Genomic DNA, 21,948 nt, shown 5'->3' with positions numbered 1-21,948 from the left:
GGCAAGGGGACCCCTGGCGACAGGGCCGCCTGGGCCGCTGTCGTCTTCCCGTGAAGAACGGCTAACGACGGCGCCGGATGCTGGCCGGGAGCATTTTCCGCGCGCGAAGGGACGCCCGAGGGGCATCCGGACTCGCGAGCGTTAGGACGCGCGGGCCCGGGGCTCCGACGCGCGGGCCCGTTGGGCCTCCAGCTTCACGTGGGCCGCGACGGATTGCTGGAGCGCGCGCAGCAACTGGTCCGCTTCGCCCTGGCGCAGGGGGCGTCCACCGAAGCGTGCTTCCAGGTAGCGGCGGGTGACGGGTGCCAGCGCGAGCGCCAGCGGATGTCCCTCGCGAGCCAGCCGCGCATCCAGGTCCTCGAGCGTCTCGCCCTCGCCACGCACCAGTCGCGCCGGGACGAGCATCGCCTCCACCGCGTCGACGAAGCGCGTGGCCGCGTGCGGGCGAGGCCGCCCCGCCAGCCGCGTCACCAGTCGCCACGCCGCATAGACGACCATGCCCGCCACCAGGGCGGCGCCCCAGGCCCGGGCAGGAGGCAGGCGGCTCCTCGTGGTGTTCTCGGCGCCCTTCGGCGGGCGCACCAGCGCGCGCGCCACGTCCACCTGGTCCCGGAAGGAGTAGTCGACGACGGAGTTGCGCCACCGCGACTCCAGCGCTTCATACAGCCCGAGCAGCCGCTGGAGCAGCCGTGAGCCCTGGCTGGGGCGGTGGGCCGGCGGTGTCGCGTCCACGGTGACGAAGCCTCGCTCGGGCACCAGCACGTGGGTCCACGCGTGCGCGTCGCCGGCCCGCAGGACGTAGCCGTCATTGACGCGCTCTCCGCCGAAGAAGCCCGTGGCCAGCCGCGCGCGGATGCCCTGGGTGCGCAGCATCAGCGTGAGCGCGGTGGCGAAGTGCTCGCAGTGTCCGGCCTTGCGGTCGAAGAGGAAGTCCGCCAGCGGATCCTCCCGCTCGCCATTCTGCTCCAGCGTGTACGCGTGCTCGCGCTGGAGCCACGTGGCCAGCTTCTGCGCCGCGGCCAGGGGCTCTCGCTCGCCATTGAGCACGCGCGCCGCCGTCTGCGCGACGCGAGGATCCAACGCCTCCGGCAGCGCCAGCAGCGCGTCCTGCTCCTCGGAGGGCAGCTTCCGGAAGGAGTCGCCGCTGCCGCCCGGAGGCAGGCTGTAGGCCTCGTATGCGTAGGAGACGCCCGCCTCCAGGAAACGCGCTTCGCCGCCCGCAAGCTCCTGGAGGGAGGTGCGCCGGCTGCCGGTGCTGCCATTGGCCACCGCGTTGCCCAGCCGCGACGGCGTCTCCAGGGCGATGAGCGTGCGGGCGCCGTACGCGGGAAGCAGCTCCACGCGCTGGTGGATGAGGTTGTCCCCGCCGGGGCGCAGCGTGAGGAGCGGCTCGCGCTCGCGACGCACGCCTCCCGCGTTCGTCCACTCCATCCCGTCGAAGATGTCGTAGGTGCGGCCCACCCAGTAGGAGCCGAGCGCGTCCACGCCGGGGTCCGGGCTCAGCGTCGCGCGCAGGACGATGCGCGGGTTGTCCTTGATGGTGCCCGCGCCGCCCAGCCGCACGGTGTTGGAGAAGCCCGCGGTCGCGGGACCCAACCCCGGCGCGGCGCGCGGGCCCGTCATGTTCCAGTTCAGACGGGGGAAGAGGATGAAGAAGGCCATCGCCCCCGCCACCGCGAAGGTGACACCCGTGCCCAGGGGGCGGAGCACGGCGCGCACCGGGATGGGCTCGCCCTCCGGCACGGCGGCTTCCACCACGCCCAGCGCCATCGACACGCTGGACAGCACGCTGAAGGCCACCAGGAACAGGCCGTACACCAGCTCGCCCGACAGCGCCGCGCCACCGGCCACCATCAGAAGCCCGGACAGGTGCACCTGCCCATCCGTGGCCGGGTCCGGCGCGGACAGCAGCCGATGCGCGGAGATGAGGCCGGCGAAGGCACAGGCCGCGACCACCAGGTTCAGGGCCCCGGACGTGACATTCACCGCCAGCACGGCCGCCACGCCCAGCAGCAGCAGCGCGGTGAGCTTCGCGCGCCGGGCGAAGAGGCGCTTGCCGAACAGGGCCGCCACCAGCGCGAAGGCGAAGAGGCCCAGCGTCCACAATGGGAGCTGGCCCGATACGGCCATCGAAGCGAAGGCGCACCCGGAGGCCACGTCCCGCAGCACCAGTCGCAGCCGGGTGCCCCGCGTCATGCCGCCTCCTCTTCTTCTTCGCGAAGCCCCTCGAAGCCCAGCCACGCCAGGGCCCGGAGGATGCGTTTCTCCTGAGCGGAGCCCGCACCGGAGCGCAGCCGCTGGTCGGTGGTGTTGAGCCCCACCTCATGGCCCTCCTCGAGCAGCCGGTGGGCCAGCGCGGCCACTTCCTCGCAGCGGCGCTCCAGCGCCGCGCCCTCGAGTCCCGGCTCCACGGCGAGCACCCAGGTGCGGCGCTCCTCGCGCTCGCGCTCCACGCGCAGCAGCTTCCCCGCAGACGCGCTCTTGAGCCAGTGGATGCGGCGCGCGTCCTCACCCTCGGCCAGCTCCCGCAGGCCCGTCACGTCTCCGCTGCCGTCGTTGCGGCGGGGGTTGCCCGCGTCGCCCGCGGGCCCGCGCTCCGCGTCCCCCGGCTCCTGGCACGCATAGGCGCGCCGGGGGTAGACGAGCAGCAGGCCTTCGAGCGGGAGCACGCGCGTCTTGGCGAACAGGCCCAGGGGCCACGTCGTCGTGACGCGCACGCCTGTCAGCCGCACCGGCCCCCGTCGAGGCGCGGTGAGGTCGGCCCGCACCACGTGCTCCACATTCGCTGGCAGGTAGCCCACGCCACCCCCGCCCACCAGCGGGGAGTCCGCTTCAGAGAACGTGAGGGCGAAGGCATGGCCCTGCTTGCGGGACACGGCCCAGCGGAAGGCGAAGGGCTCGGCGGCGAAGGCCGCGTCCGTGCCCACGCGCCGCACGGAGATGTCCCGGATGCACCGCTCCGACAACACGCCGGACACCACCACCATGCTCAAAAGCAGGCCCAACAGCAGGTACAGCAGGTTGTTGCCGGTGTTGAGCGCGCCCAGGCCCACGCCGAACGTCACCACCAGATAGGTGCGACCGATGCGCGTCACCTTGAGGGTGCGCGGGGGCCGCAGCCAGACGCGAAGGCGCGCCCAGCGTTGCTTCAGGCGGAGCTTCACCGCGGCGCCGGCACCTTTCGGGTGAGCTCCTCCAGCAGGTGTGCCGCTTCGTCCCGCGCCGCCACGCCCTGCACGGCGCTGCGCAAGAGCACGCGGTGCGCCCAGCACGGCACCAGCACCGCCCGCACGTCCCCCGGCGTCACGAAGTCACGCGCCTCCCACAGCGCCTGCGTCCGAGCCGCCGCGCCCAACGCCAGCACCGCGCGGGTGGAGGCGCCTCGCTCGATGTCTCCGTGCTCACGCGTGGCCCGCGCCAGTCGCACCACGTAGTCGGCCACCGTGCCATCCAGCCGCAGCTCCGCGGAGAGCTCTCGCAGCTGGGCCACTTCCTCGGGGCTGGACACCGTCTGCACGGCATCCAGGGGCGGCGCGCGCCCTCGGGTGGCCAGAAGCTTCGCCTCCACGTCCGGTGCGGGGTGGCCCAGCGACAGGCGCAGCATGAAGCGGTCCAGCTGGGAGTCCGGCAGGGGATAGGTGCCGGAGAAGTCCACCGGGTTCTGCGTGGCCACCACCGTGAAGGGCGAGGGCAGCGCGTGGGTGCTCCCATCCAGCGACACCTGACCCTGCGCCATGGCCTCCAGCAGCGCGGACTGCGTGCGGGGCGGGGCGCGGTTCAGCTCATCCGCGAGCACCAACTGGCGGAAGAGGGGACCGGGGCGGAACTGGAAGGTGGCCGTCTGCGCGTGGAAGATCTGCGCGCCCAGGATGTCGGCCGGCATCAGGTCCGCGGTGAACTGGACCCGCGCGAAGCTCAGCCCGCACGCGCGGGCCAGGGCCTCCGCCAACGTGGTCTTCCCGACACCCGGCACGTCCTCCAGCAACAGGTGCCCACCAGAGACCAGGCACGTCGCCACCAGCCGGGCCTGGGCTTCCTTGCCCTGGACGGCCCGGCCAAGCTCGGCGGCGATGCGTTCCATCGCCGTGCGCGCGGTTGCGGGGGAGGGGGCGGCGGCGGCGAGAACGCGGGCGGGCTGGTTCATCTGCCGCCACTCTAGCCGACTCCTCCGGGTGCCAACACGCCAGACTCCGGGGTGCCCTCCAGGGACGCCCGCTCCCTTGTCGGCTCAGAGGGAGAGCACGTCCTCGGGGGTGTAGTATGGCCGCCGTGGCGCGACGCTGGCGCCCACCCCGAAGTAGCGGAACATCCGCTCGTGATGCGTGGCCAGCCCGCGCAGCTTCACCGAGTTCGCCATGTTCCGCGTCAACACCCCCACCGCGCTGTCCTTGAACTCGCGCAGATGGGTGAAGTCCAGCACCACCTCACACCCCTTCAGCCCCTCCAGAGACGTCTGGACCTCCTGGGCCGTCTTCCCGTCCAGTATCCCTTCCAAACGAAGGGTGACGTGACCTGCGACGTCCTCGCGGTGGATCTGCAAACCCGCCATTGCTGTGCTCTCCCTTGGATGCCGTGTGCGCGCTGTGCCAACGAATTGGGCACGGCGGCAGGAGCACATTCCGGGCCAGTCCAGCGACCGGAAAACCCATGGAAAATCCATGGGGTGCACCGCCGGGCGCGAACACTGCACTGGAACGGGAAGGAATTTCAGCTCTGGGTTGGCAACTTCTACGCGACTGTCAGGTGACGGGCGCCCGGGGTGTTGCCTGGCGATCAACCCTGGCGGTCAATCGTCTTCTGCTGATCGGCCAGGGTGAGCTGACGCTCCTGGTGGGCCTTCAGCTTCCGGAACTCCTTCACCACCTTGGTGGGGTAGCCGGCCATGAACTTCGTGCGCGCTTCCTTCTTCGCGAGGATGCGCCGGGCCAGTCCGGGGCCCGCGTTGTAGGCGACCAATGCCTTCTCCACGGAGCCGAAGCGCTCGATGAGGTTGGCCAGGTACGCGGTGCCCAGCGCCACGTTCGTCTCGGCGTCGAACAGGTTGGTGCTGCGGCCCAGCCGGAAGCCGGCCTTGTCCGCCAGCCACGTGCCCGTGTCCGGCATCACCTGCATCAGCCCCATGGCGCCCACGTGGGACACCGCGTAGTTGTTGAAGGAACTCTCGCACTTGATGACGGCCACCACGAGGAGCGGGTCCACGTTGTTGCGCTGGGCCTCGCGGACGATGGCCACCGACAGCCTGCGCTGCTGGTGCACTGGCAGGCCCGACGCCTTCACCAGTTCCACCACGCCCAGCCGCTCCGCCTCCGCGTGGAGCGCCTCGTCCTCGTACGCCTGCAGCTTCGCCAGCGCCGTCTTCAGCTCCAGCTCCCGCTGCTCCAGCCGGGTGCGCAGCTGCGTCACCTCCGCGGGCTCACCCTGCGGACCTGAAGGCACCTGCACCGGAAAGGCCTGGGCACCCGTTCCCACCAGCATCGCAGCCGTCGTCACCGCCACCGTCCAACCCCTCATCCCACCCTCCCCAGCAACCCGTGCCACAGCGCTCACGGAGTCACTCACTCGCGTTGACTCCGACGGGGAGACACCCAAGCAGGCGCCATGCCAGCGTCCTTGGCGGGGGTTGCGCGCCTCTATCTCCTTTAGATCTCTTGGAACTCCGACGGCCTCACGGGGTGAGCGGCTTCTCACCGGTCGGAAAAAATGCCCGGACAGGGAACTTTGCTTCCTGTGAAAAGGACGGGAGGCGGCCCTGGGTTGCCGGTGGGCATTCGCGTTCCTAGCTTGCGCCGGTCCGGGTAGGGGACAGGGGAGGTGCCGCGTGTACTGGACGATAGGGATGATCCTGATGGTGCTGTGGGGGCTGGGGCTCACCGCGGGTTCCACCGAGGGGTACTGGGTGCACCTGTTCCTGCTCTTCGCGCTGCTCGCCTTCGTGGTGGGCGTGGTGTCGCGGGGCCGGCGGACGGCGCTGTCATGAGCGGCCAGGGCCTGGAGGCGGAGGGCGTGGAGCTGCCTCGGGACACCGCGGGCTTCACGCGCCGCGAGTGCCCCAGCTGCATGCGCCCGTTCAAGACGCGGCCAGGCCCGCATGACGCCCGCGCGCTGCTGCACAAGCTGCAGGCGTTCTTCGCGCTGGAGAACGCGCACGAGAGCGAGGAGGGGCTGCCCGTGTGGCGCTGCCCCTACTGTGGCCATCGCGCGGAGGCGGACGGCTTCCTCACCCCGGCGCAGCAGACACATCTGGAGTCGGTGGCGCGCGCGTGGGCCAATCACGTCCGCTACGAGCAGCTCGCGCACGTCTCGCGCACGCTGTCGCTCAACCCCAGTCCCACGTTCGTCGCGGTGGCGCCGGAGTCACTGCCGGGCCCCATGGAGCCGGAGCCGGACGAGCTGCTGCGCGTGATTCCCATGCTGTGCTGTGGGGAGGACGTGAAGCTGCTCTGGGAGTGGGATCAGCTCATCTTCTGTCCCCGCTGCGGCGCGCGGCATGGCGGCCTGAGTGGTCGGCAGCAGGTCCAGCTGGAGATCATCCCGGAATAGACCGGGGTGCGGTGGACGCGGGCGCGCCGGGGCGGCAGGCTCGCGCGCCATGACGAAGTTTCCCTGGGGAGCGCTGCTCGCGGGCCTGTTGCTGCTTCCGAGCGGCGCCTCCGCCCACGACGCCGACATCCTCTACACCCAGGTGCGTCGCGCCGGGCCCGCCGAGGCCGAGGTGCGCCAGGTCGTCACCCTCACCGCGGGCACGCTGGGCCTGCTCGTCCCGGCCGACGCGGACGGGGACGGCACGGTGTCCCAGGCGGATCTCGACGCCCGCAGGCCCTCGCTGGAGGTCGGCGTGTGGGACGCGATGCCGCTCACCGCCGGCGGCCAGCCCTGCGCGCGCACGTCCCACGCGGCGCTCCTCCGGCAGACCTTCGTGGAGCTGTCGGCGATTTTCACGTGTCCGGAGGGGCCGCTCCAGCAGCGCTATGCCGTGCTGTCGGTGCTGCCCGCGGGCTACCGGGTCATCCTCGGCAGCGCGGTGGAGGGGGAAATGCCCGGGGCGCTCTTCGCGGACGCCGCGCAGCCGTCGCTGGCCATTCCCGGGCCGGGGCAGGGGGCCTCGTCGGCCGTCAGCGGGTTTGGCGGCTGGGTGGGGCTGGGCCTGCGCCACATCTTCGAGGGCGTGGACCACCTCGCCTTCCTGCTCGCGGTGCTGCTGGTGGGAGGCGGGCTCAAGCGGGTGCTGCTCCTGGTGACGTCCTTCACCGTGGCGCACTCGATCACGCTGGGGGCCACCGCGCTCGGCTGGGTGGTGCTCGACGGAGATCGGGTGCGCTGGGTGGAGGCCGCCATCGCCGCGTCCATCATCTATGTGGCGGTGGAGAACCTGGTGCTACGCGAGCACCGCCACCGGGCGCTCATCACCTTCCTCTTCGGGCTGGTGCATGGCTTCGGCTTCGCGAGCGTGCTGGCGGGCTATGGCCTGGGGGACTCGGTGGTGAAGGGGCTGGTGGGCTTCAACCTGGGCGTGGAGCTGGGGCAGGCCCTGGTCGTCGTGGTGCTGCTGCCACCTCTTCGCATGCTCCAGCGCAGGCCCGCGGTGCACCGCGGGGCGGTGCGAGTGTTGTCCGTGTGCATCCTCGCCGCTGGTGGGTACTGGATGGTCGAGCGCGCACTCGGTTGAATCCGGCGGCACCCATCCCTACGTTGGGCTCGAAGTGGGTAGGGATCGGGGGACGTAGATGGGTGCGAGGCATACCCGGCTGGCCGCGGCACTGGCGGCCGCGTGGGAGGCGGAGGTCGTCTCCGCCCGGCGGATGACGATGCTCGCCGAGCGGATCATGGACGCCAGGGTCCGCGCGAGGCTGATGGTGCTCGCCGCGTTCTGCCGGGCGCACGCCTCGCGGCTGCTCGCGCGACTGGCGGCGCTGGGACGGGGGCCCCTGCCGGTGCCCCCCGAGGAAATCGAGCTGGACGCGGACACGCTCCTGGAGCTGCGGCGGGAGGGCGCCTTCGCCCGAGCGTCCGCCGCGCGCTACGAGACGACCGCCGAGCTGGCCCGGCAGCAGGCGGACCTGTCCTCGGCGTGGGTCTGCGAGCTCAACCGCACCGAGGAGCAGGACCGTGCCCGGGAGCTGCTCGCCCTGGCCGAAGGAGCCCTGGCCGCGTCCACCATGGCCAGCTCCACCGCCGCCGCCGCGCCCGCCGACTCCTGAAAACGCGCGTCGGGCGCTCGCTCTCCCGGTGACAGTCCCCGCGTGTTGGGCGTAGAAATCCGCCCATGGCGAAGGAGAGCTACGACGATCTCATCTTTCAGCTCGGCGACCTCGCCCGGGACAGGCTCCCGGGCAAGCCGAACTGCCCCCGCTCCATGGACCGTGTCTACAAGGCGGAGGAAGCGGTGGTGGCGCGCCGTGACGAACTGGCGGCGCTCGAGCAGGAGATGAACGACGAGGACGCCGCCTATCAGGCGTTCCTTGACGAGCAGGAAGCGGAGAAGGTCGGCCACCAGGCCATCGTCCGCAAATGGAAGAAGGCGGTGGACGCCATCGACGGCAAGGTCAACGACCTGCGCAAGACGCTCGCCACCCGGCGCGCGGAGCTGCGCTACGCCGCCGATGGCCTCATCAAGCTGGAGAAGAAGATCGCCGACATGGAGCTGACGCGACAGGACGTCGCCCGCATCGACGTCGCGCGCACCAACCTCAAGAAGAACCGCCTCACCCAGATGCGGCTCGGCCGGGAAGTCGAGGACCTGGACCTCCGGCTGTCCACCGCCCTCACCCCGGAGCCCGGTCAGCCCGGCGCCCCCGGCATCCTGGCGCACAAGCGCCTGTTGGAGATGGAGGACGAGGCCGAGGCCCGGCTGGCCGAGCACGACCAGCGCATGGCGGAAGTGGATCAAACCATCGCCACGTTGGAGGAACAGGTGAAGGCGGCCGAGGATTATCTGGATCAAGCGCTGTTCCTGCTGGGCGAGGACGTGTACGCTCAGCGCATCGCTGACGCGCAGCTCGCGGCCTTCTACCCAAGGCTTGATCGCGCTCAGTGAGGTACCCCCCCGCCCGTAGTGCTTGACGTGGGGGGTATGTCTGCTACATTGCGCCGCTTCCTGGGGACCGCAGTGTAGTTCGCGGGCCAGATCATTGATTTTATTGGGTTTTTCCGCGCCTACGCGCGCTGGCAGTGTGAGGACGACGTGAAGGGTCTGATTGGCAAGAAAATCGGGATGACCCAGGTGTTCAATGACGAGGGCAACCTCGTTCCCGTGACGGTCATCGACGTGAGCACCTGCCAGGTCGTGGGCAAGCGTACCCCGGAGAAGGATCAGTACTCCGCGGTCACCCTGGGCTTTGGTGAGATTCGCGAGAAGATTCTGAACAAGTGCGAGCGGGGCTTCTTCAAGAAGGCCAACGTCCCGTATCGCCGCCACGTGAAGGAGTTCCGCGTCACGGTGGAGGAGGCCACCTCCTTCAACGTCGGCGACGCCGTCAAGGCGGACCTCTTCTCCAAGGGTCAGCTCGTGGATGTCACGGGTGTGACCAAGGGTCGTGGCTTCTCCGGCGTCATGCGCCGCTGGAGCTTCAAGGGTTCGCAGACCAAGACGCACGGTACGCACGAGTATCAGCGTCACCCGGGCGCCATCGGTCAGCGTAAGACGCCGGGCCGCGTGTACCCCAACAAGAAGATGCCGGGTCACTACGGCGTGGAGCAGGTCACCACGCAGAACCTGACCGTCGTCGAAGTGGATCTGGAGAAGGGCCTTGTGCTGGTCAAGGGCGCCGTCCCCGGCCACAACAACGCCATCGTCTTCCTGCGCCCCAGCATCAAGGTGGCGATGCGCGAGCAGCACAAGGCCGCGCGCCGCGGTTGATCCGCTGCTGAGCGTCTTCTTCTGAAGCGCTCCTGACGCCCCGCTTCCGGGCCCGATTCGTCGGGCATCCGGGCGGGGCGTTTTCTTTTGCGGGCTTCGCTGAGGCCGGAGGGGCACGGGGGTGCTCCCGGTGGGAAGCCGTGGCCTGTGTCGTGCCCAGGCGTGGGCGTTTCTCCGCCCCGAAACGTTGACCGGTGGGCGGCGCGGTTGCCCGAGGGTGAAAATAATTCCGCCCCGTGGGTTCCGTGGCTTGTCGTGAGTGGAAGCCGTGCGCACATGGATGCGCCACGAAGGCACCTGGCGTCGGGTGACGCAGGCGCCCTGGATGGGGGAGGCTTTGGACTCCCGCACACGGCGGCCCATCCCCTTGGGCCGGGCAGGAACCATGAACGCACGCACGCTCCGCGTCTTTGCTCCACTGCTGATCTGGCTGGCGGCCACTGGGGCCGCCGCGCAGGATGACGAGGCCGTCCTCGACAACGTCGTTGTCCGCAATCGGCTGTACGAGCCGGGCGGACACCTGGAGGCGTCGCTGGGGGTGGGGTTGCCCCTCCAGACGCATCTGACGGCGCACTACTTCTTCTCCGCTGGAGTCGCCTACAACCTCTTCAACACGTTCGCCGTGGAGGCGCGCGCCGGTTATGCGGCCAGCCGCCACACGGGACTGGCGCGCTCCATCTCCGAGAGCTTCCTGGCGCGCGAGGACAAGCGCGTCACCGACGAGCTGGAGGACCTCTGGGAGATGAACTTCCACGGGGTGGCCGGCGTCCGGTGGGCGCCCATCTACGGAAAGCTGAGCCTGGTGTCCGACCTGCCCGCGCACTTCCAGGCGTACGTCTGGGCGGGCGGCGGGGTGGGCAGCTTCCAGCGCAACTCCGTCATCCAGTGCTCGCAGGTGGTGGATCGGGATCTGGGCGTCTGTGACAACCGCACCTCGTTGGACGACCGGGGCTCCGCTTCGGAGAACTACTGGGTGCGCGAGACGCGCGTGGCGCCGGTGGTGTCCGCGGCGGTGGGCTTCCGCTTCTTCATCCTCGAAAAGCACGGCGTGCGGCTGGAGCTGCGCGACTGGGTGTTCCGCGACAACTACCGCGTCAACCTGGTCCGCGACGACTGGGAGGCGGGGCGGGTGACGGGTGATGTCGCCTCCAGTCCCGGCCTCACGCACCTGGTGCAGTTCGACCTCGGCTACACCTTTTCCTTCTAGGGCCTCCTGAAAACCATGCGACCGATTCTGTCCCTCGCGCTCCTCGTCGCGGCGGCGGCCCAGGCCGCCCCTCCGCGCTTCCCGACGCCCGCTGTCGTGCTCGCCCAGGCGGAAGAGGCTCCGTCCGTGCCCGGGCCGGGCGCGGAGACGTCCGTGCCTCCGCCTCCCGCGCGGCCCCCGGAGCCGAAGCCGGAGGTGCCTCGCGCACCGACGTCACGTCCGGAGCCCACCGTGCCCATGGAGGCCGCCGAGGCGCCGAAGGTCGAGCCCGCGCTCGCGCCCATGGATGAGGCACAGGACGAGCAGCCCGTGCTGTCCGAGCCCGAGCGCGCGCGCGATGTCGACGCGCCGGTGACGCCGGAAGACGCGCCGGTGCTGGCCTCGTCGGACGAGGCGCCGCGCACCACGGACGTCCAGCAGCAGCGGCTGGTGAATGGCGCGCCGCTCTACAACCCGAACGTGTCGCTGCACATCGTCCAGAAGAAGCGCTTCGCGGACGAGAGCAAGCACGAGCTGGCGCTGTACCCGGCCGTCGTCCAGGTGAACGGCAAGTACACCAACCACGCGGGCACGGCGCTGCACTACAGCTACCACCTGCAGGAGAACTTCGCGCTCCAGGTGACGGGCCAGTACAACTGGCACACCAACGAGAGCGACTTCAACCTGGAACTCATCGACAAGGTGCGCGAGCAAGCCCAGGCCGCCTCGTCGCTGCTGCTCGTCTGGGGCGCGCAGGCGGGCGTGGAGGTGACGCCGCTGTACGGGAAGTTCGCGTTCCTCGACGACAAGCTGGCGCAGTTCAGCCTGGTGCTGAGCGGCGGCGCGGGCGTGGGCTCCACGCGGCACCTCATCCGACCGGAGGTCTCCAACGAGGTCGACGGGCAGCGCTACAACGTGCCGGCGCGCTTCGGTGACACGGGCAACAAGTTCCTCGGCTCGGTGGGCGGTGGGTTCCGGCTCCAGTTCGGCGAGTCGTACGCGCTGCGCCTGGAGGTGAGGGACCTCATCTACACGGCGCGCGTGGACAAGGTGGACGGCTGCAACCTGGCGGACTTCGAGACGCTGGAGGCCGCGCGCGCTGGTGGCCAGGAGTTCAGCTCGCTGCAGCTCAGTGGCAGCTGCAAGTACGAGAAGTTCGACGGCGTGGACCCGAAGACGAAGAAGAACTACCGCGAGGACATCATCCTTGGCCGGGATTTGGTGGCCGAGCCGTCCTCCGACGTCCTCAACAACATCAGCTTCTACGCAGGCTTCTCGTTCCTCTTCTGATTTCGCCATGAAGGCACGACTCGCCATGAAACGACTGCTCCACATCCTCGTCGTCCTGGCGCCGTTCGCGGTGGCCGCCCAGCAGGACTCGGGTGGCTACAACCGCGCGCTGGCCGCCTTCAATGCCGGTGACTTCGACACCGCCGCGCCGCTCTTCTTCCAGGCCTCGGAGTCCGGTGGTGACGCGGACACGAAGGGCAAGGCGGAGTTCTTCCTCGCGCAGTCGCTGGCGAAGAAGGGCCTGCCCGTCTCGGCCTTCATCTCCTACGCGGCCATCGTCAACGCCGGGCCCTCGCACCCCTCGTACCTCAAGGCGGTGGAGGGGCTGGTGGACATGCAGCAGCAGTTGGACGAGCAGAACCTCATCCCCAGCATCCTCAACCAGGCGTACTCGGAGGAGGTGCGGGACAAGTGGGTGACGCTGCCGAAGGAAGTGCTCGCCCGCATCAACTACCTGGTGGGCACGGTGAGCCAGCGCCGCATGCGCTTCGAGGAGGCGCGCTCGCTGCTGGAGGCGGTGCCGAAGGACAGCCGCGTCTACGCGAAGGCTCGCTACCTGCTGGGCGTGGTGCTCGCGGACCCGCGCTTCCCGGGCCGTCCCGGTGAGGGCGAGGCGCTGGACAAGGAGGCGCTGGCCGCCTTCAACGCCTCGCTGTCGTCGAAGGAACCGCAGGTGGAGCTGAAGGCGACGCAGCACCTGGCCCTCATCGGCCTGGGCCGGCTGCACTACCGCCGTGGCGAGTACGCCGACGCCACCGTCGCCTACGAGAAGGTGCCGCGCTACACGCGCTATTGGGACCAGTCCCTCTTCGAGAACGGCTTCGCGCGCTTCCAGAACGAGGACTTCGGTGGTGCGCTCGGCAGCCTCCAGGCGCTGCATGCGCCGCAGTTCGCCGGGGCCTTCCAGCCGGAGTCGTGGATCCTCAAGTCGACCGTCTATTACTACTCGTGCCTCTACGACGAGGTGAAGACGACGCTGGCGGCCTTTGACGAGCTTTATGGCCCCATGGCCAAACAGCTGGAGCCCTTCACCGCCGAGGACGGCGACCTGGTGCAGGCCTACAACCTGGTGGCCGCGGAGAACCGCCGGCTGCCGCGTCCGGTGTACCTGTGGCTGCGCAACAACGAGCGCATCCGCGAGGTGATGCGCGTGCTGGCGAAGCTGGATGAGGAGAAGCGGGACTTGAGCGGTGGCCCGTGGCGCGGCACGCCCCTGGCGACGCAGACGGTGGCCTCACTGGAGGACGTGCGCGGCACGCTGCTCCAGGTGGGCGGCACGCTGGCGCGCAGCCGCATTCGCGAGGCGGCGGACAACCTGCGGACCTTCTCCGACCAGGCCGAAATCATCCGCGTGCAGACGGCGCTGGACGAGAAGGACTTGCTGCAGGCGGGCGTGGACCAGAAGGCGCTGCTCACGCGCCAGTCGCTGTACCGCCCGAAGATGCCGGGCGCGGCGTGGAACTACTGGAAGTTCCAGGGCGAGTTCTGGATCGACGAGATTGGCTACTACCAGTACACGCTGAAGCGTGGCTGCCCGGCGAAGACAGCCGAGCAACAACAGCCGTGACGCCATGGGCCACGGTTGCCCAGACATCGTCCACGAGGGGACCTCCTTGGCGCACATCAGGTGCCGGGGTGGTCCCCTTCGGCGTTGTTGGTGCGCTGCATGCCATCGCAAGAGGCGTTCCACGCCACTTCTCATTCGTGGAGTGCGCGTCTACTTTCGTTCGTCCCTCGTGCCCGGGCGAACGGCTGCTCGGTGGTCGGGGCGGCTTCACAGTCGGGAGCTCGCATGAAGGTGGTGCTTCGTTTCGGTGCGCTGGCGGTGGGCGTGGCGCTCGCTACTGGCGGCGGGGTGGGAGAGGCGGCGGAAGCGCCAGCGCGCAAGGCGATGAAGAAGCCCGCGGCGTCGTCGGCGTCGAAGACTTCCGGTGCGGCGGGCGCGGCGAAGAAGGGCGCCCAGGCGAAGAAGGCGGAGGAGAAGGCGGCGCCACCGCCGGGTGTCGCGCCGGAGGACGTGCGGCGCGGTCCGGCGCGCGTGAAGCCCGCCACCGCCAAGTTCGCCGACATTCCTCGCATCGCGGACTCGCGCAAGAACGCGCTGGCGGACAAGAAGCGCGACGAGGCGATTGAAGCCTTCAAGCGCCTCATACCCAAACTCCAGGACGGCAATCAGCAGAAGGCGGAGATGCTCTACCGCCTGTCGGAGCTGTACTGGGAGAAGTCCAAGTACCTCTACCAGCTGGAGATGGACCGCTTCCTCGCGGAGGAGAAGAAGTTCGACGCGGCCCAGGCGCGGGGCGAGAAGCTGGAGGCCCCCAAGCAGGACCATCGCGAGAGCGAGCGCTACCGCACGGAGACGATGGGCATCTACGAGGACATCCTCCGGGGATACCCGCAGTACCCGCAGCGCGACGAGGTCCTCTTCTCCATGGGCTACAACCTCTACGAGCTGGGCCGGCGTGACGACGCCGTGGCCCGCTACGAGGAACTCATCAAGGACTTCCCTCGTTCGCAGTTCGTGCCGGACGCGTACATCCAGCTCGGCAATCACTACTTCGAGTCGAACAAGCTCATCCCCGCCAAGGCCAACTACGAGAAGGCCCGCGACTCCGGAGTGCCGAAGATCTACGGCTACGCCGTCTACAAGCTGTCCTGGTGCGACTACAACACTGGCGACTACGACGCGGGCCTGAAGAAGCTGCACGAAGTCGTGGACTACGCCGCGAAGCAGCCGGAGCTGGGTGACCTGCGCACCGAGGCGCTCAATGACCTGACGGTCTTCTACGTCCAGTTGGATCAGCCCAAGCAGGCCGTCTCCTACTTCCGCGAGAAGGCGCCGGCGAAGCGCCAGGGCCGGCTCATCGCCAAGACGGCCGCGGGCCTGGTGGACGCGGGTCACTTCGACAGCGCCATCCTGCTCTACCGCACGCTCATCGACGACGAGCCCATGGGCGTCAGCGCGCCCGAGTACCAGCAGGCCGTCGTCCGCGCCTTCGAGGGTCTGCGCCAGCGGCAACAGGTCCGCAAGGAGATGAAGCGGATGGTGGACCTCTACAGCCCGGGTGGCGAGTGGTGGAAGTCCAACGAGGGCAAGGCCCCCGTGCTGCGCAACGCCTTCAACGTCACGGAAGAGGCGATGCGGGTGATGGTGACGGAGTACCACCAGGAGGCGCAGAAGACGCGCCAGGTGGAGACGTACCGGCTCGCGCGCGACATCTACAAGCAGTACGTGGAGGCGTTCGCCTCCAGCTCCAACCCGGAGTACGTGGCGGACTCCGCCTTCAACCTCCGCTTCTTCTACGCGGAAATCCTCTGGGCGCTCGAGGAGTGGCAGGCCGCCGCGGCCGAGTACGACGCGGTGGTGGCGTTCAAGATTCCGGACCGCGACTCCGCGCGAGAGGTCTCCAGCGAGAGCTACCGCAAGAGCGCCGCGTTCAACGCCATCCTCGCCTACGACAAGCTGGTCAAAATCGAGCGCGGTCAGCTCGCGAAGAGCGACCTCAAGGACGGCCAGAAGGTCGACGAGAAGAAGGACAAGGGCGACGTCGCGCGGCAGAAGATCGTCAAGCGCGACGCGAAGGAGAAGGAAGAGGAGTCCCTCACGAAGTTCGAGGAGCGGCTGGTCTCCGCGTGCGACACGTACGTGAAGCTCTACCCGGACACGCAGGACGAAATCGACCTGCGCTACCAGGCGGCCGTCATCCTCTATGACCGCAGCCACTTCGTGGACGCGGCGCGGCGCTTCGGCGAAATCATCGAGAAGTTCCCCGAGGAGCGTCGCTCGCGTGACGCCGCGGACCTCACCATGTACGTGCTGGAGAGCCGCCAGGAGTGGCTGGAGCTCGCCACGCTGTCGCGCAAGTTCCTCGACAACAAGAAGCTGGCCAAGCCCGGCTCCGACTTCGCGCTTCGCGTGGGCCGCGTGGTGGAGGGCAGCCACTACAAGTGGGTGGACGAGGTCGTCTACAAGCAGGAGAAGAACCCGAAGAAGGCCGCCGAGGAGTTCCTCAAGTTCGTGAAGGAGTTCCCCAGGTCGGAGAACGCCGACCGCGCGCTCGTCTACGCCATGTCCATTGCCCAGGAGGCCGGCGAGCTGGACCGGGGCATCGAGGCGGGTGAGCGCGTCCTGGCCGAGTACCCGCGCAGTCCCTTCGAGCTGAAGGCGCGCTACACGCTGGCGGGCCTCTACGAGAAGGTCGCCGACTACCGCAAGGCGGCGACGCTGGCCGAGTCCTTCGTGGCCCAGTACGACGCCGCGCTCAAGGCCGGCGAGGCCGACGGGAAGAAGTCGAAGGACGCTCGCGCCAAGACGATGGCGAAGAAGAGCGACACGCCGGGAGGCGAGGAGGACGCGGACTCTCGCCGCTCGCAGAAGGCGGCCGAGCGCAAGGCGCTGGTGGCCGAGGCCGGGGCCTGGGTGGCGGATGCCCAGTTCAACGCGGGCGTGTGGTGGGAGGGCGCCGGTGAGGCCCAGAAGGCCGTGGCCGCCTACAACGCCTACGTGACGCGCTTCCGTGAGCGCAAGGACGTGCCTCAGGTGGCCTACTCGGCCGCGCTCGTCTGGGAGAAGGAGCGCAAGTGGAGCGAGGCGGCCCGTGCGTTCGGCGCCTTCGCGGACGGCTACGGACGGGACTCGCGTGCGTCGCCCGCGCAGCTCTATCTGGCGCGCTACCACGAGCTGCTCGCGTGGCAGCAGCTCAAGAACGCGCGCGAGCAGGAGCGCGTGCAGGCGGAGTTGGTGCGCGCGTACGGTCGGCTGCCCGAGGCGGTGCGCAAGGAGGACGCGCCGCTCAACGCGTACGCCCACGCGCGCTTCCTGGCGCTGGAGCCCACGTGGAAGCGCTACTCGGACATCCGCTTCACGCGGGTGAGCACCATCCGCAGGGACCTGGCCGCCAAGCAGCGCGAAATCCAGCGCATCGAGAAGGAGTACCTCGCGGTGCTCTCCACGGGCTCGGGTGAGTGGGGCATCGCCTCGCTGACGCGCATCGGCCTGGCCTACGCGGACTTCGCTCGCAACATCATGGACTCGCCGGACCCGACGGGGCTCGATGAGGACCAGCTCGGCATGTACCGCGCGGAGCTGGAGAATCTCGCGCTGCCCCTCGAGGACAAGGCCAACGAGGCGCTGGAGAAGGCGCTGGAGAAGTCCTACGAGCTGGGGCTCTACGGCCCCTGGACGCTGGCCGCGCAGGACCAGGTGAACCGCTTCCACCCGGGCGCCTATGCGCAGGTGAGGCAGGTGGGCTACCGCAGCAGCGACACGCTCGCGACGGCCGACCTCGCGAAGGAGCCCGGAGGGGCCGCGGGCGCCACCGCCACGCCGGCACCGCCCCCGGACTCGAATGCCCCCACGGCTCCCGCCGAGCCGAAGGGCGGCGCTCCGAAGCCGCCAGCCTCCGAGGACAGAACGCAGGCACCCACGGCCGCGGTGCAGGAGGTGCGGCCATGACTCGCGACACGTCGAAGACTTCCACGGGAATGATGCCGATGAAATGGTTCCGCTCGCTCGTCGTCGGCTCGCTGGCCTTCACTGCCGGGTGCGCTTCGGGTCCTCAGCAGAAGCCCTCCGCGCTGCCGACGAAGCAGGCGCCCTCCGCGCCGGCCTCCTCGACGACGCCCTCCCAGCTCGCGCGGCCGGAGGCGAAGGAGGCCAGCGCCTCCGACCACTTCACCCAGGCCCTCCAGGCCTATGAGGCCGGAGACCTGGACGCTGCCCGTCAGGGCTTCGAGAAGGTGCTGGCGAAGTCGCCGCAGAGCCTCAACTCGCAGTTCAACCTGGGCGTCATCGCCGAGCGCCAGGGCCGCGTGGACGACGCGCGCAACGCCTACGAGAAGGTGCTCCTGCTGGAGCCGGCGCACACGCCCTCGGTGGTCAACCTGGCCAGCGTCTACCGCAAGCAGGAGCGGGGGGATGATGCGATTGCCCTCTTCGAGAAGGCGCTGAAGGCACCCGGTCACGCGCACGACGCGGCGCTGCTCAACGGCCTCTCCGCGACCTACCGACAGCTGGGCAAGCTGGACCAGTCCGAGCTCACCGCGCGCCGCGTGCTGGAGCGCAACAAGGACCACCCGGACGCGTACAAGAACCTGGCGTACGTGGCCTACGCTCGCGAGAAGTACCGGCTCGCGGAGCTGCTCGTGGGCACCGCGCGCAAGCACGCGGAGAAGGACCCGTCCCTCTACAACCTGCTGGGCATGGTCTACCTGAAGCTCGACGAGCGGCCGCGCGCGCTCGCGCAGTTCCAGAAGGCCGTGTCGCTCGACGAGAAGTACGCCCCGGGCCACCTCAACCTCGGTGCCCTGGCGCTCAGCTACCGCGACTACGCGGGCGCCGAGCGGGCCTTCACCCGCGCGCTCGAACTGGAGCCGGACTCCACGGAGGCGCGCCTGTCGCTGGCCTGGGCGCTGGATGGACAGAAGGGGCGCGACTCGAAGAAGGGCATCGCGGCGGGCGAGGCCTTCGAGAAGGTGCTCGCCAATCGCGCGGACCTGCCCGAGGCCGTGTGCGGCGCGGGCTGGGCTTTCGCCTCGGACCGCACGGGCTGGGAGCGCGCCGTGGCCTTCCTGGACCGCTGCAAGTCACTGGAGTCCACCACTGAACAAGAGCGGCAGATGATCACCGCCAAGGTCCAGGGCCTCCAGAACATGCTCAAGGCCCCACCGCCCGAGGCCGCCACCGCCGGCGCGGAAGGCGAGAAGAAGGACGAAGCCACCGGTGGCGCGGGCTCCATGCTGAACCAGCTGCCGCAGGACGCGAACGCGCCCACGGAGGCCACGCCTCCCCCCGCGGAAGGCGCCGGGGCAGTCGAAGGGGCGACGACGCCCGAGGCAACCGAGAGCGCTCCAGCGGAGGCCGCGCAGCCGAGCGGTGAGGGCACGGGCACGTCTGCTCCCGCGCCGGTGCCGGCGCCCCAGGGTGCGAGCGCTCCGCCCACGAAGTAGGACGGCAGGGATGACAGGGTCTGGGGGAAGTTTTTTCCATCCTCCAGGCCCCCACGTGGAAGGCGGCGAGCGAGTTCCATAGGATTCAGGGACTTGGATTTGGATCGCCCCGTGCAAGGACTCGCGGGTACCTCTTCGAGAACCCGCTGTCACACCCGAGGAAGCAACAGGAGGGCTGGGTATGAGGCGTCTGGCATCGACGGTGACGGTGGTGGGGCTGCTGTTCAGTGCGCCAGTGGCGATGGCGCAGGAGCAGGGTCAATCGAAGGACACGGTGAAGATCGTCCAGGAGGAGGACCGCACGGTCTTCCGGAAGAAGACGGTGATCGATTTCACCGATGTCGCGGTGGAGGGCGAGCTGACGAAGCCGGAAGGCTCATACGTGCTCCACCGCAAGAAGACGGACTTCCAGAGTCTCATCAAGGTCCGGGAGAACTTCGACCCGGAGCTTCAGAAGTCCGTCGACAACCTCTAGCGGCGGCGGTCAGGCGTTTTCGGGAGCGGAAGGGAAGAAGGAAGAATCCTCATGGCGGCGGCGAAGAACAACGGCTTGACCCTTCGAATCACGGGGCCTGATGGCTCCACGGTGGAAACCGTGTCGGAGGCGGAGAGCGTTATCGTGGGGTCGGGCGCCCAAGCGGCGGTGAAGATTCAGGATCCGCGGGTCTCCAATCTCCATGTGATGCTCAAGGTAGACAAGGACGGCTCGGTCACGGCCATCGACCTCGGGAGCGAGGGCGGCACGGAGGTGAGTGGCCAGAAGCTGGTCATCCCCACGGCGCTCAAACCCGGGGACGTGCTTCGCGTGGGCGGCACGCGGGTGGAGGTCCTCTTCGGAGGCGACCCACCCGAGCGCCAGGCTCCCGCGGGAGCCAAGGTGTCCGGACCGCGCTTCCAGGGCTCGGTGACGCAGCGGGCGCCGACACCGGTGCCCATGGCGATACCGCAGGTGGTGACACCGCCCTCGGCGGGAGCAGGCCAGACGCGCGGAGGGTTCGTCTTCACGAGCCCTCGCTCGGAGCCTGCCCAGTCCGTGGGTGGACTGCGCACCGAGCGGGTGGCACCTCCCGCGGTGAATCGCGTGGGGCCTCCACCTCCGCCTCCAGCGGCCCGGGTGGAACGGCCTGCTCCGGTGCCACCCGTCGCCGCGGCGCCCAGGCGCGCGGTGCTTCCCCACCTGCAGGAGCAGCTCCCGCTCGAGGCGATGCCCACGGCCCGGGAAAAGGTACTCCAGGTGTCGATGCTGTGGGGCGACACGCTGTTGCAGGTACAACACTTCAAAGACGGCGTCCCCGTCACCATCGGCGAAGGGAAGAAGAACTTCTTCAACGTCTATGTGCCCTCGGTGGGCAAGCGGTACGAGCTGGCGGTGAGCCGGGGGGACGTGCTGGAAGTGCACGTGCCGGCGGGCTCGGGTGCCATCGTCACCGAGCGTGGGAACGTGAAGTCGAAGGACGCGCTGCGCGCGGCGGGGCAGCTCACCGGGACGGCGGAGGACAAGGAGCAGGTCTTCAAGCTGGGCCTGCATGACCGGGTGGAGGTGTCGCTCGGCACGGTGGCCTTCGTGGCGCGGTACGTGAAACCGTCGCCGGTCATCGCGGCCAACGCGTTGGTGGAGGCGGACTACACGTTCTTCAAGATCGCCACCATCTGCCTGATGGCGGGCGTGGCGGTGGTGCTGGCGATGGCGCTGACACCGCGCGCGGAGCGGGCGCCGCACGACGACATCTTCGAGTCCCAGCAGCGCGTGGCGAAGTTCCTCGTCACGCCGGAGAAGAAGCTCGAGCAGAAGAAGCTCCAGCTCACCGGCGTGGAGGAGGGCGTGAAGGCGAAGGACGAGGAGGGCAAGTTCGGCAAGGAGGACGCGAAGCAGGCGGAAGCGGCTCCGTCCAAGCCCGGCACGCCCGTCGTCGACAAGACGAAGAAGGAGAAGGACCGCCAGGTGGTGGGCAAGGTCGGCCTGCTGGGCGCGTTCAAGGGCATGAAGGGCGGCGCCTCGGACGTGTTCGGCCCGGGTGGCTTCGGCACCGGCCTGAACAACGCGCTGGGTGGTCTCAAGGGCGGCGCGGCCATGGGTGACGCGCAGGGCGTGGGGGGCCTGGGCTCTCGTGGCGGAGGCACCGGTGGTGGCGGCACGGCCATGGGCATCGGTGGCCTGGGCACGAAGGGGGACGGACGTGGCGCGGGTGGCTCGGGCGGCATCGACCTGGGCGGCCGTGGCAAGTCCATCACCAAGGTCATCCCCGGCAAGACGACCGTGGTCGGCGGCCTGGACAAGGACGTCATCGCCAAGGTCATCCGGCGGCACCAGAACGAGATCAAGTACTGCTACGAGTCGGAGCTGAACAAGGAGCCGAGTCTGGCGGGCAAGGTCGCGGTGGCGTTCACCATCGACCCGACGGGCGCGGTCTCCGACGCCACCGTCTCCGAGTCGACGCTGGGCAACTCCCGCGCGGAGCAGTGCATGATTTCCCGCATCCGTCGCTGGAAGTTCCCGGAGCCCAAGGGCGGCGGCGTGGTGGCGGTGACGTATCCGTGGATGTTCTCGCCCGCCGGTTCCGAGGGCGAGGGCTGATAGCGGACGCGAGCGCTGTCGGGACGCCCTGAGCGTCCCTCAAGTGGCGTGGACGGAACGGTCCACGCCACTTTCATTTCAGCCCCTCATTGC

Annotated in this window: 18 protein-coding genes; 13 read left to right on the top strand and 5 right to left on the bottom strand. The window is 69.3% G+C overall.

Features of this window, described 5'->3' with window-relative positions; genetic code table 11:
- Positions 1 to 141: 141 nt before the first annotated feature.
- The 5 genes from HUA74_RS42825 to HUA74_RS42805 all read right to left on the bottom strand — a co-directional run bounded on the left by HUA74_RS42825 (position 142) and on the right by HUA74_RS42805 (position 5,511).
- A complete protein-coding gene (locus HUA74_RS42825; protein ID WP_174459192.1) occupies positions 142 to 2,196 on the bottom strand; it encodes a DUF3488 and transglutaminase-like domain-containing protein in 2,055 nt (684 codons plus the stop codon).
- Positions 2,193 to 3,164, bottom strand: a complete 972-nt coding sequence (locus HUA74_RS42820) for a DUF58 domain-containing protein (protein ID WP_141647220.1) — start codon at positions 3,162 to 3,164, stop codon at positions 2,193 to 2,195. The genes HUA74_RS42825 and HUA74_RS42820 overlap by 4 nt, the downstream gene beginning before the upstream one ends.
- Positions 3,161 to 4,144, bottom strand: coding sequence for a MoxR family ATPase (locus tag HUA74_RS42815; RefSeq protein ID WP_141647219.1), 984 nt, complete (start codon positions 4,142 to 4,144; stop codon positions 3,161 to 3,163). Before HUA74_RS42815 ends, HUA74_RS42820 begins: the two co-directional genes overlap by 4 nt.
- An 84-nt stretch (positions 4,145 to 4,228) precedes the next feature.
- A complete protein-coding gene (locus tag HUA74_RS42810) occupies positions 4,229 to 4,549 on the bottom strand; it encodes an STAS domain-containing protein (RefSeq protein ID WP_141647218.1) in 321 nt (106 codons plus the stop codon).
- A gap of 224 nt (positions 4,550 to 4,773) precedes the next feature.
- On the bottom strand, positions 4,774 to 5,511 hold the full coding sequence (locus HUA74_RS42805) for a lytic transglycosylase domain-containing protein (protein ID WP_141647217.1): 738 nt from the start codon (positions 5,509 to 5,511) through the stop codon (positions 4,774 to 4,776).
- A gap of 307 nt (positions 5,512 to 5,818) precedes the next feature.
- On the opposite strand from HUA74_RS42805, the gene HUA74_RS46525 reads away from it, so the two are divergent.
- From HUA74_RS46525 to HUA74_RS42740, 13 genes are all read left to right on the top strand, one after another.
- Positions 5,819 to 5,977 (top strand): lmo0937 family membrane protein, encoded by a 159-nt coding sequence (locus HUA74_RS46525; RefSeq protein ID WP_141649494.1) that lies wholly within the window; start codon positions 5,819 to 5,821, stop codon positions 5,975 to 5,977.
- A complete protein-coding gene (locus HUA74_RS42795) occupies positions 5,974 to 6,540 on the top strand; it encodes a hypothetical protein (RefSeq protein WP_174459191.1) in 567 nt (188 codons plus the stop codon). Before HUA74_RS46525 ends, HUA74_RS42795 begins: the two co-directional genes overlap by 4 nt.
- Before the next feature lie 49 nt (positions 6,541 to 6,589).
- Positions 6,590 to 7,666, top strand: a complete 1,077-nt coding sequence (locus HUA74_RS42790; RefSeq protein ID WP_174459190.1) for a HupE/UreJ family protein — start codon at positions 6,590 to 6,592, stop codon at positions 7,664 to 7,666.
- 58 nt (positions 7,667 to 7,724) lie between these two features.
- A complete protein-coding gene (locus tag HUA74_RS42785; protein WP_174459189.1) occupies positions 7,725 to 8,198 on the top strand; it encodes a hypothetical protein in 474 nt (157 codons plus the stop codon).
- 65 nt (positions 8,199 to 8,263) lie between these two features.
- Positions 8,264 to 9,034 (top strand): hypothetical protein, encoded by a 771-nt coding sequence (locus tag HUA74_RS42780; RefSeq protein ID WP_141646042.1) that lies wholly within the window; start codon positions 8,264 to 8,266, stop codon positions 9,032 to 9,034.
- Between the two features lie 147 nt (positions 9,035 to 9,181).
- Positions 9,182 to 9,856 (top strand): 50S ribosomal protein L3, encoded by a 675-nt coding sequence (gene rplC / locus HUA74_RS42775; RefSeq protein WP_141646041.1) that lies wholly within the window; start codon positions 9,182 to 9,184, stop codon positions 9,854 to 9,856.
- 385 nt (positions 9,857 to 10,241) lie between these two features.
- Positions 10,242 to 11,063 carry an outer membrane beta-barrel domain-containing protein gene (locus HUA74_RS42770; protein ID WP_141646040.1) on the top strand — a complete coding sequence of 274 codons (822 nt, stop codon included), beginning with the start codon at positions 10,242 to 10,244 and terminating at the stop codon, positions 11,061 to 11,063.
- A gap of 15 nt (positions 11,064 to 11,078) precedes the next feature.
- Entirely contained in the window at positions 11,079 to 12,332 is a 1,254-nt protein-coding gene (locus HUA74_RS42765) for an outer membrane beta-barrel domain-containing protein (RefSeq protein WP_174459188.1), read from the top strand.
- Between the two features lie 25 nt (positions 12,333 to 12,357).
- The gene (locus HUA74_RS42760; protein WP_174459187.1) at positions 12,358 to 13,899 is read left to right on the top strand and encodes a tetratricopeptide repeat protein; all 1,542 of its coding nucleotides are present in this window, start codon (positions 12,358 to 12,360) and stop codon (positions 13,897 to 13,899) included.
- 225 nt (positions 13,900 to 14,124) lie between these two features.
- A complete protein-coding gene (locus tag HUA74_RS42755; protein WP_174459186.1) occupies positions 14,125 to 17,787 on the top strand; it encodes a tetratricopeptide repeat protein in 3,663 nt (1,220 codons plus the stop codon).
- Entirely contained in the window at positions 17,784 to 19,280 is a 1,497-nt protein-coding gene (locus HUA74_RS42750; RefSeq protein WP_174459185.1) for a lipopolysaccharide assembly protein LapB, read from the top strand. The genes HUA74_RS42755 and HUA74_RS42750 overlap by 4 nt, the downstream gene beginning before the upstream one ends.
- Positions 19,281 to 19,461: 181 nt before the next feature.
- Positions 19,462 to 19,755: a hypothetical protein gene (locus tag HUA74_RS42745; protein WP_141646035.1), complete on the top strand. Its 294-nt coding sequence runs from the start codon at positions 19,462 to 19,464 to the stop codon at positions 19,753 to 19,755.
- A 51-nt stretch (positions 19,756 to 19,806) separates the two neighbouring features.
- Positions 19,807 to 21,855, top strand: a complete 2,049-nt coding sequence (locus HUA74_RS42740; protein WP_174459184.1) for a TonB family protein — start codon at positions 19,807 to 19,809, stop codon at positions 21,853 to 21,855.
- The last annotated feature ends 93 nt before the right edge of the window (positions 21,856 to 21,948 follow it).

Source organism: Myxococcus sp. CA051A, from assembly GCF_013336705.1.
Classification (GTDB): domain Bacteria; phylum Myxococcota; class Myxococcia; order Myxococcales; family Myxococcaceae; genus Myxococcus; species Myxococcus llanfairpwllgwyngyllgogerychwyrndrobwllllantysiliogogogochensis.
Note: the sequence above shows the minus strand (reverse complement) of the source record. Positions and strands in the feature narration are given on the sequence as shown.

What these genes read in the sequence shown, in the direction of transcription:
- HUA74_RS42825 (WP_174459192.1), bottom strand. Translation starts at nt 2,196, where the DNA reads ATGACGCGGGGCACCCGGCTGCGACTGGTGCTGCGGGACGTGGCCTCC.
- HUA74_RS42815 (WP_141647219.1), bottom strand. Translation starts at nt 4,144, where the DNA reads ATGAACCAGCCCGCCCGCGTTCTCGCCGCCGCCGCCCCCTCCCCCGCA.
- HUA74_RS42810 (WP_141647218.1), bottom strand. Translation starts at nt 4,549, where the DNA reads ATGGCGGGTTTGCAGATCCACCGCGAGGACGTCGCAGGTCACGTCACC.
- HUA74_RS42805 (WP_141647217.1), bottom strand. Translation starts at nt 5,511, where the DNA reads ATGAGGGGTTGGACGGTGGCGGTGACGACGGCTGCGATGCTGGTGGGA.
- HUA74_RS42795 (WP_174459191.1), top strand. Translation starts at nt 5,974, where the DNA reads ATGAGCGGCCAGGGCCTGGAGGCGGAGGGCGTGGAGCTGCCTCGGGAC.
- HUA74_RS42790 (WP_174459190.1), top strand. Translation starts at nt 6,590, where the DNA reads ATGACGAAGTTTCCCTGGGGAGCGCTGCTCGCGGGCCTGTTGCTGCTT.
- HUA74_RS42785 (WP_174459189.1), top strand. Translation starts at nt 7,725, where the DNA reads ATGGGTGCGAGGCATACCCGGCTGGCCGCGGCACTGGCGGCCGCGTGG.
- HUA74_RS42780 (WP_141646042.1), top strand. Translation starts at nt 8,264, where the DNA reads ATGGCGAAGGAGAGCTACGACGATCTCATCTTTCAGCTCGGCGACCTC.
- HUA74_RS42770 (WP_141646040.1), top strand. Translation starts at nt 10,242, where the DNA reads ATGAACGCACGCACGCTCCGCGTCTTTGCTCCACTGCTGATCTGGCTG.
- HUA74_RS42765 (WP_174459188.1), top strand. Translation starts at nt 11,079, where the DNA reads ATGCGACCGATTCTGTCCCTCGCGCTCCTCGTCGCGGCGGCGGCCCAG.
- HUA74_RS42760 (WP_174459187.1), top strand. Translation starts at nt 12,358, where the DNA reads ATGAAACGACTGCTCCACATCCTCGTCGTCCTGGCGCCGTTCGCGGTG.
- HUA74_RS42755 (WP_174459186.1), top strand. Translation starts at nt 14,125, where the DNA reads ATGAAGGTGGTGCTTCGTTTCGGTGCGCTGGCGGTGGGCGTGGCGCTC.
- HUA74_RS42750 (WP_174459185.1), top strand. Translation starts at nt 17,784, where the DNA reads ATGACTCGCGACACGTCGAAGACTTCCACGGGAATGATGCCGATGAAA.
- HUA74_RS42745 (WP_141646035.1), top strand. Translation starts at nt 19,462, where the DNA reads ATGAGGCGTCTGGCATCGACGGTGACGGTGGTGGGGCTGCTGTTCAGT.
- HUA74_RS42740 (WP_174459184.1), top strand. Translation starts at nt 19,807, where the DNA reads ATGGCGGCGGCGAAGAACAACGGCTTGACCCTTCGAATCACGGGGCCT.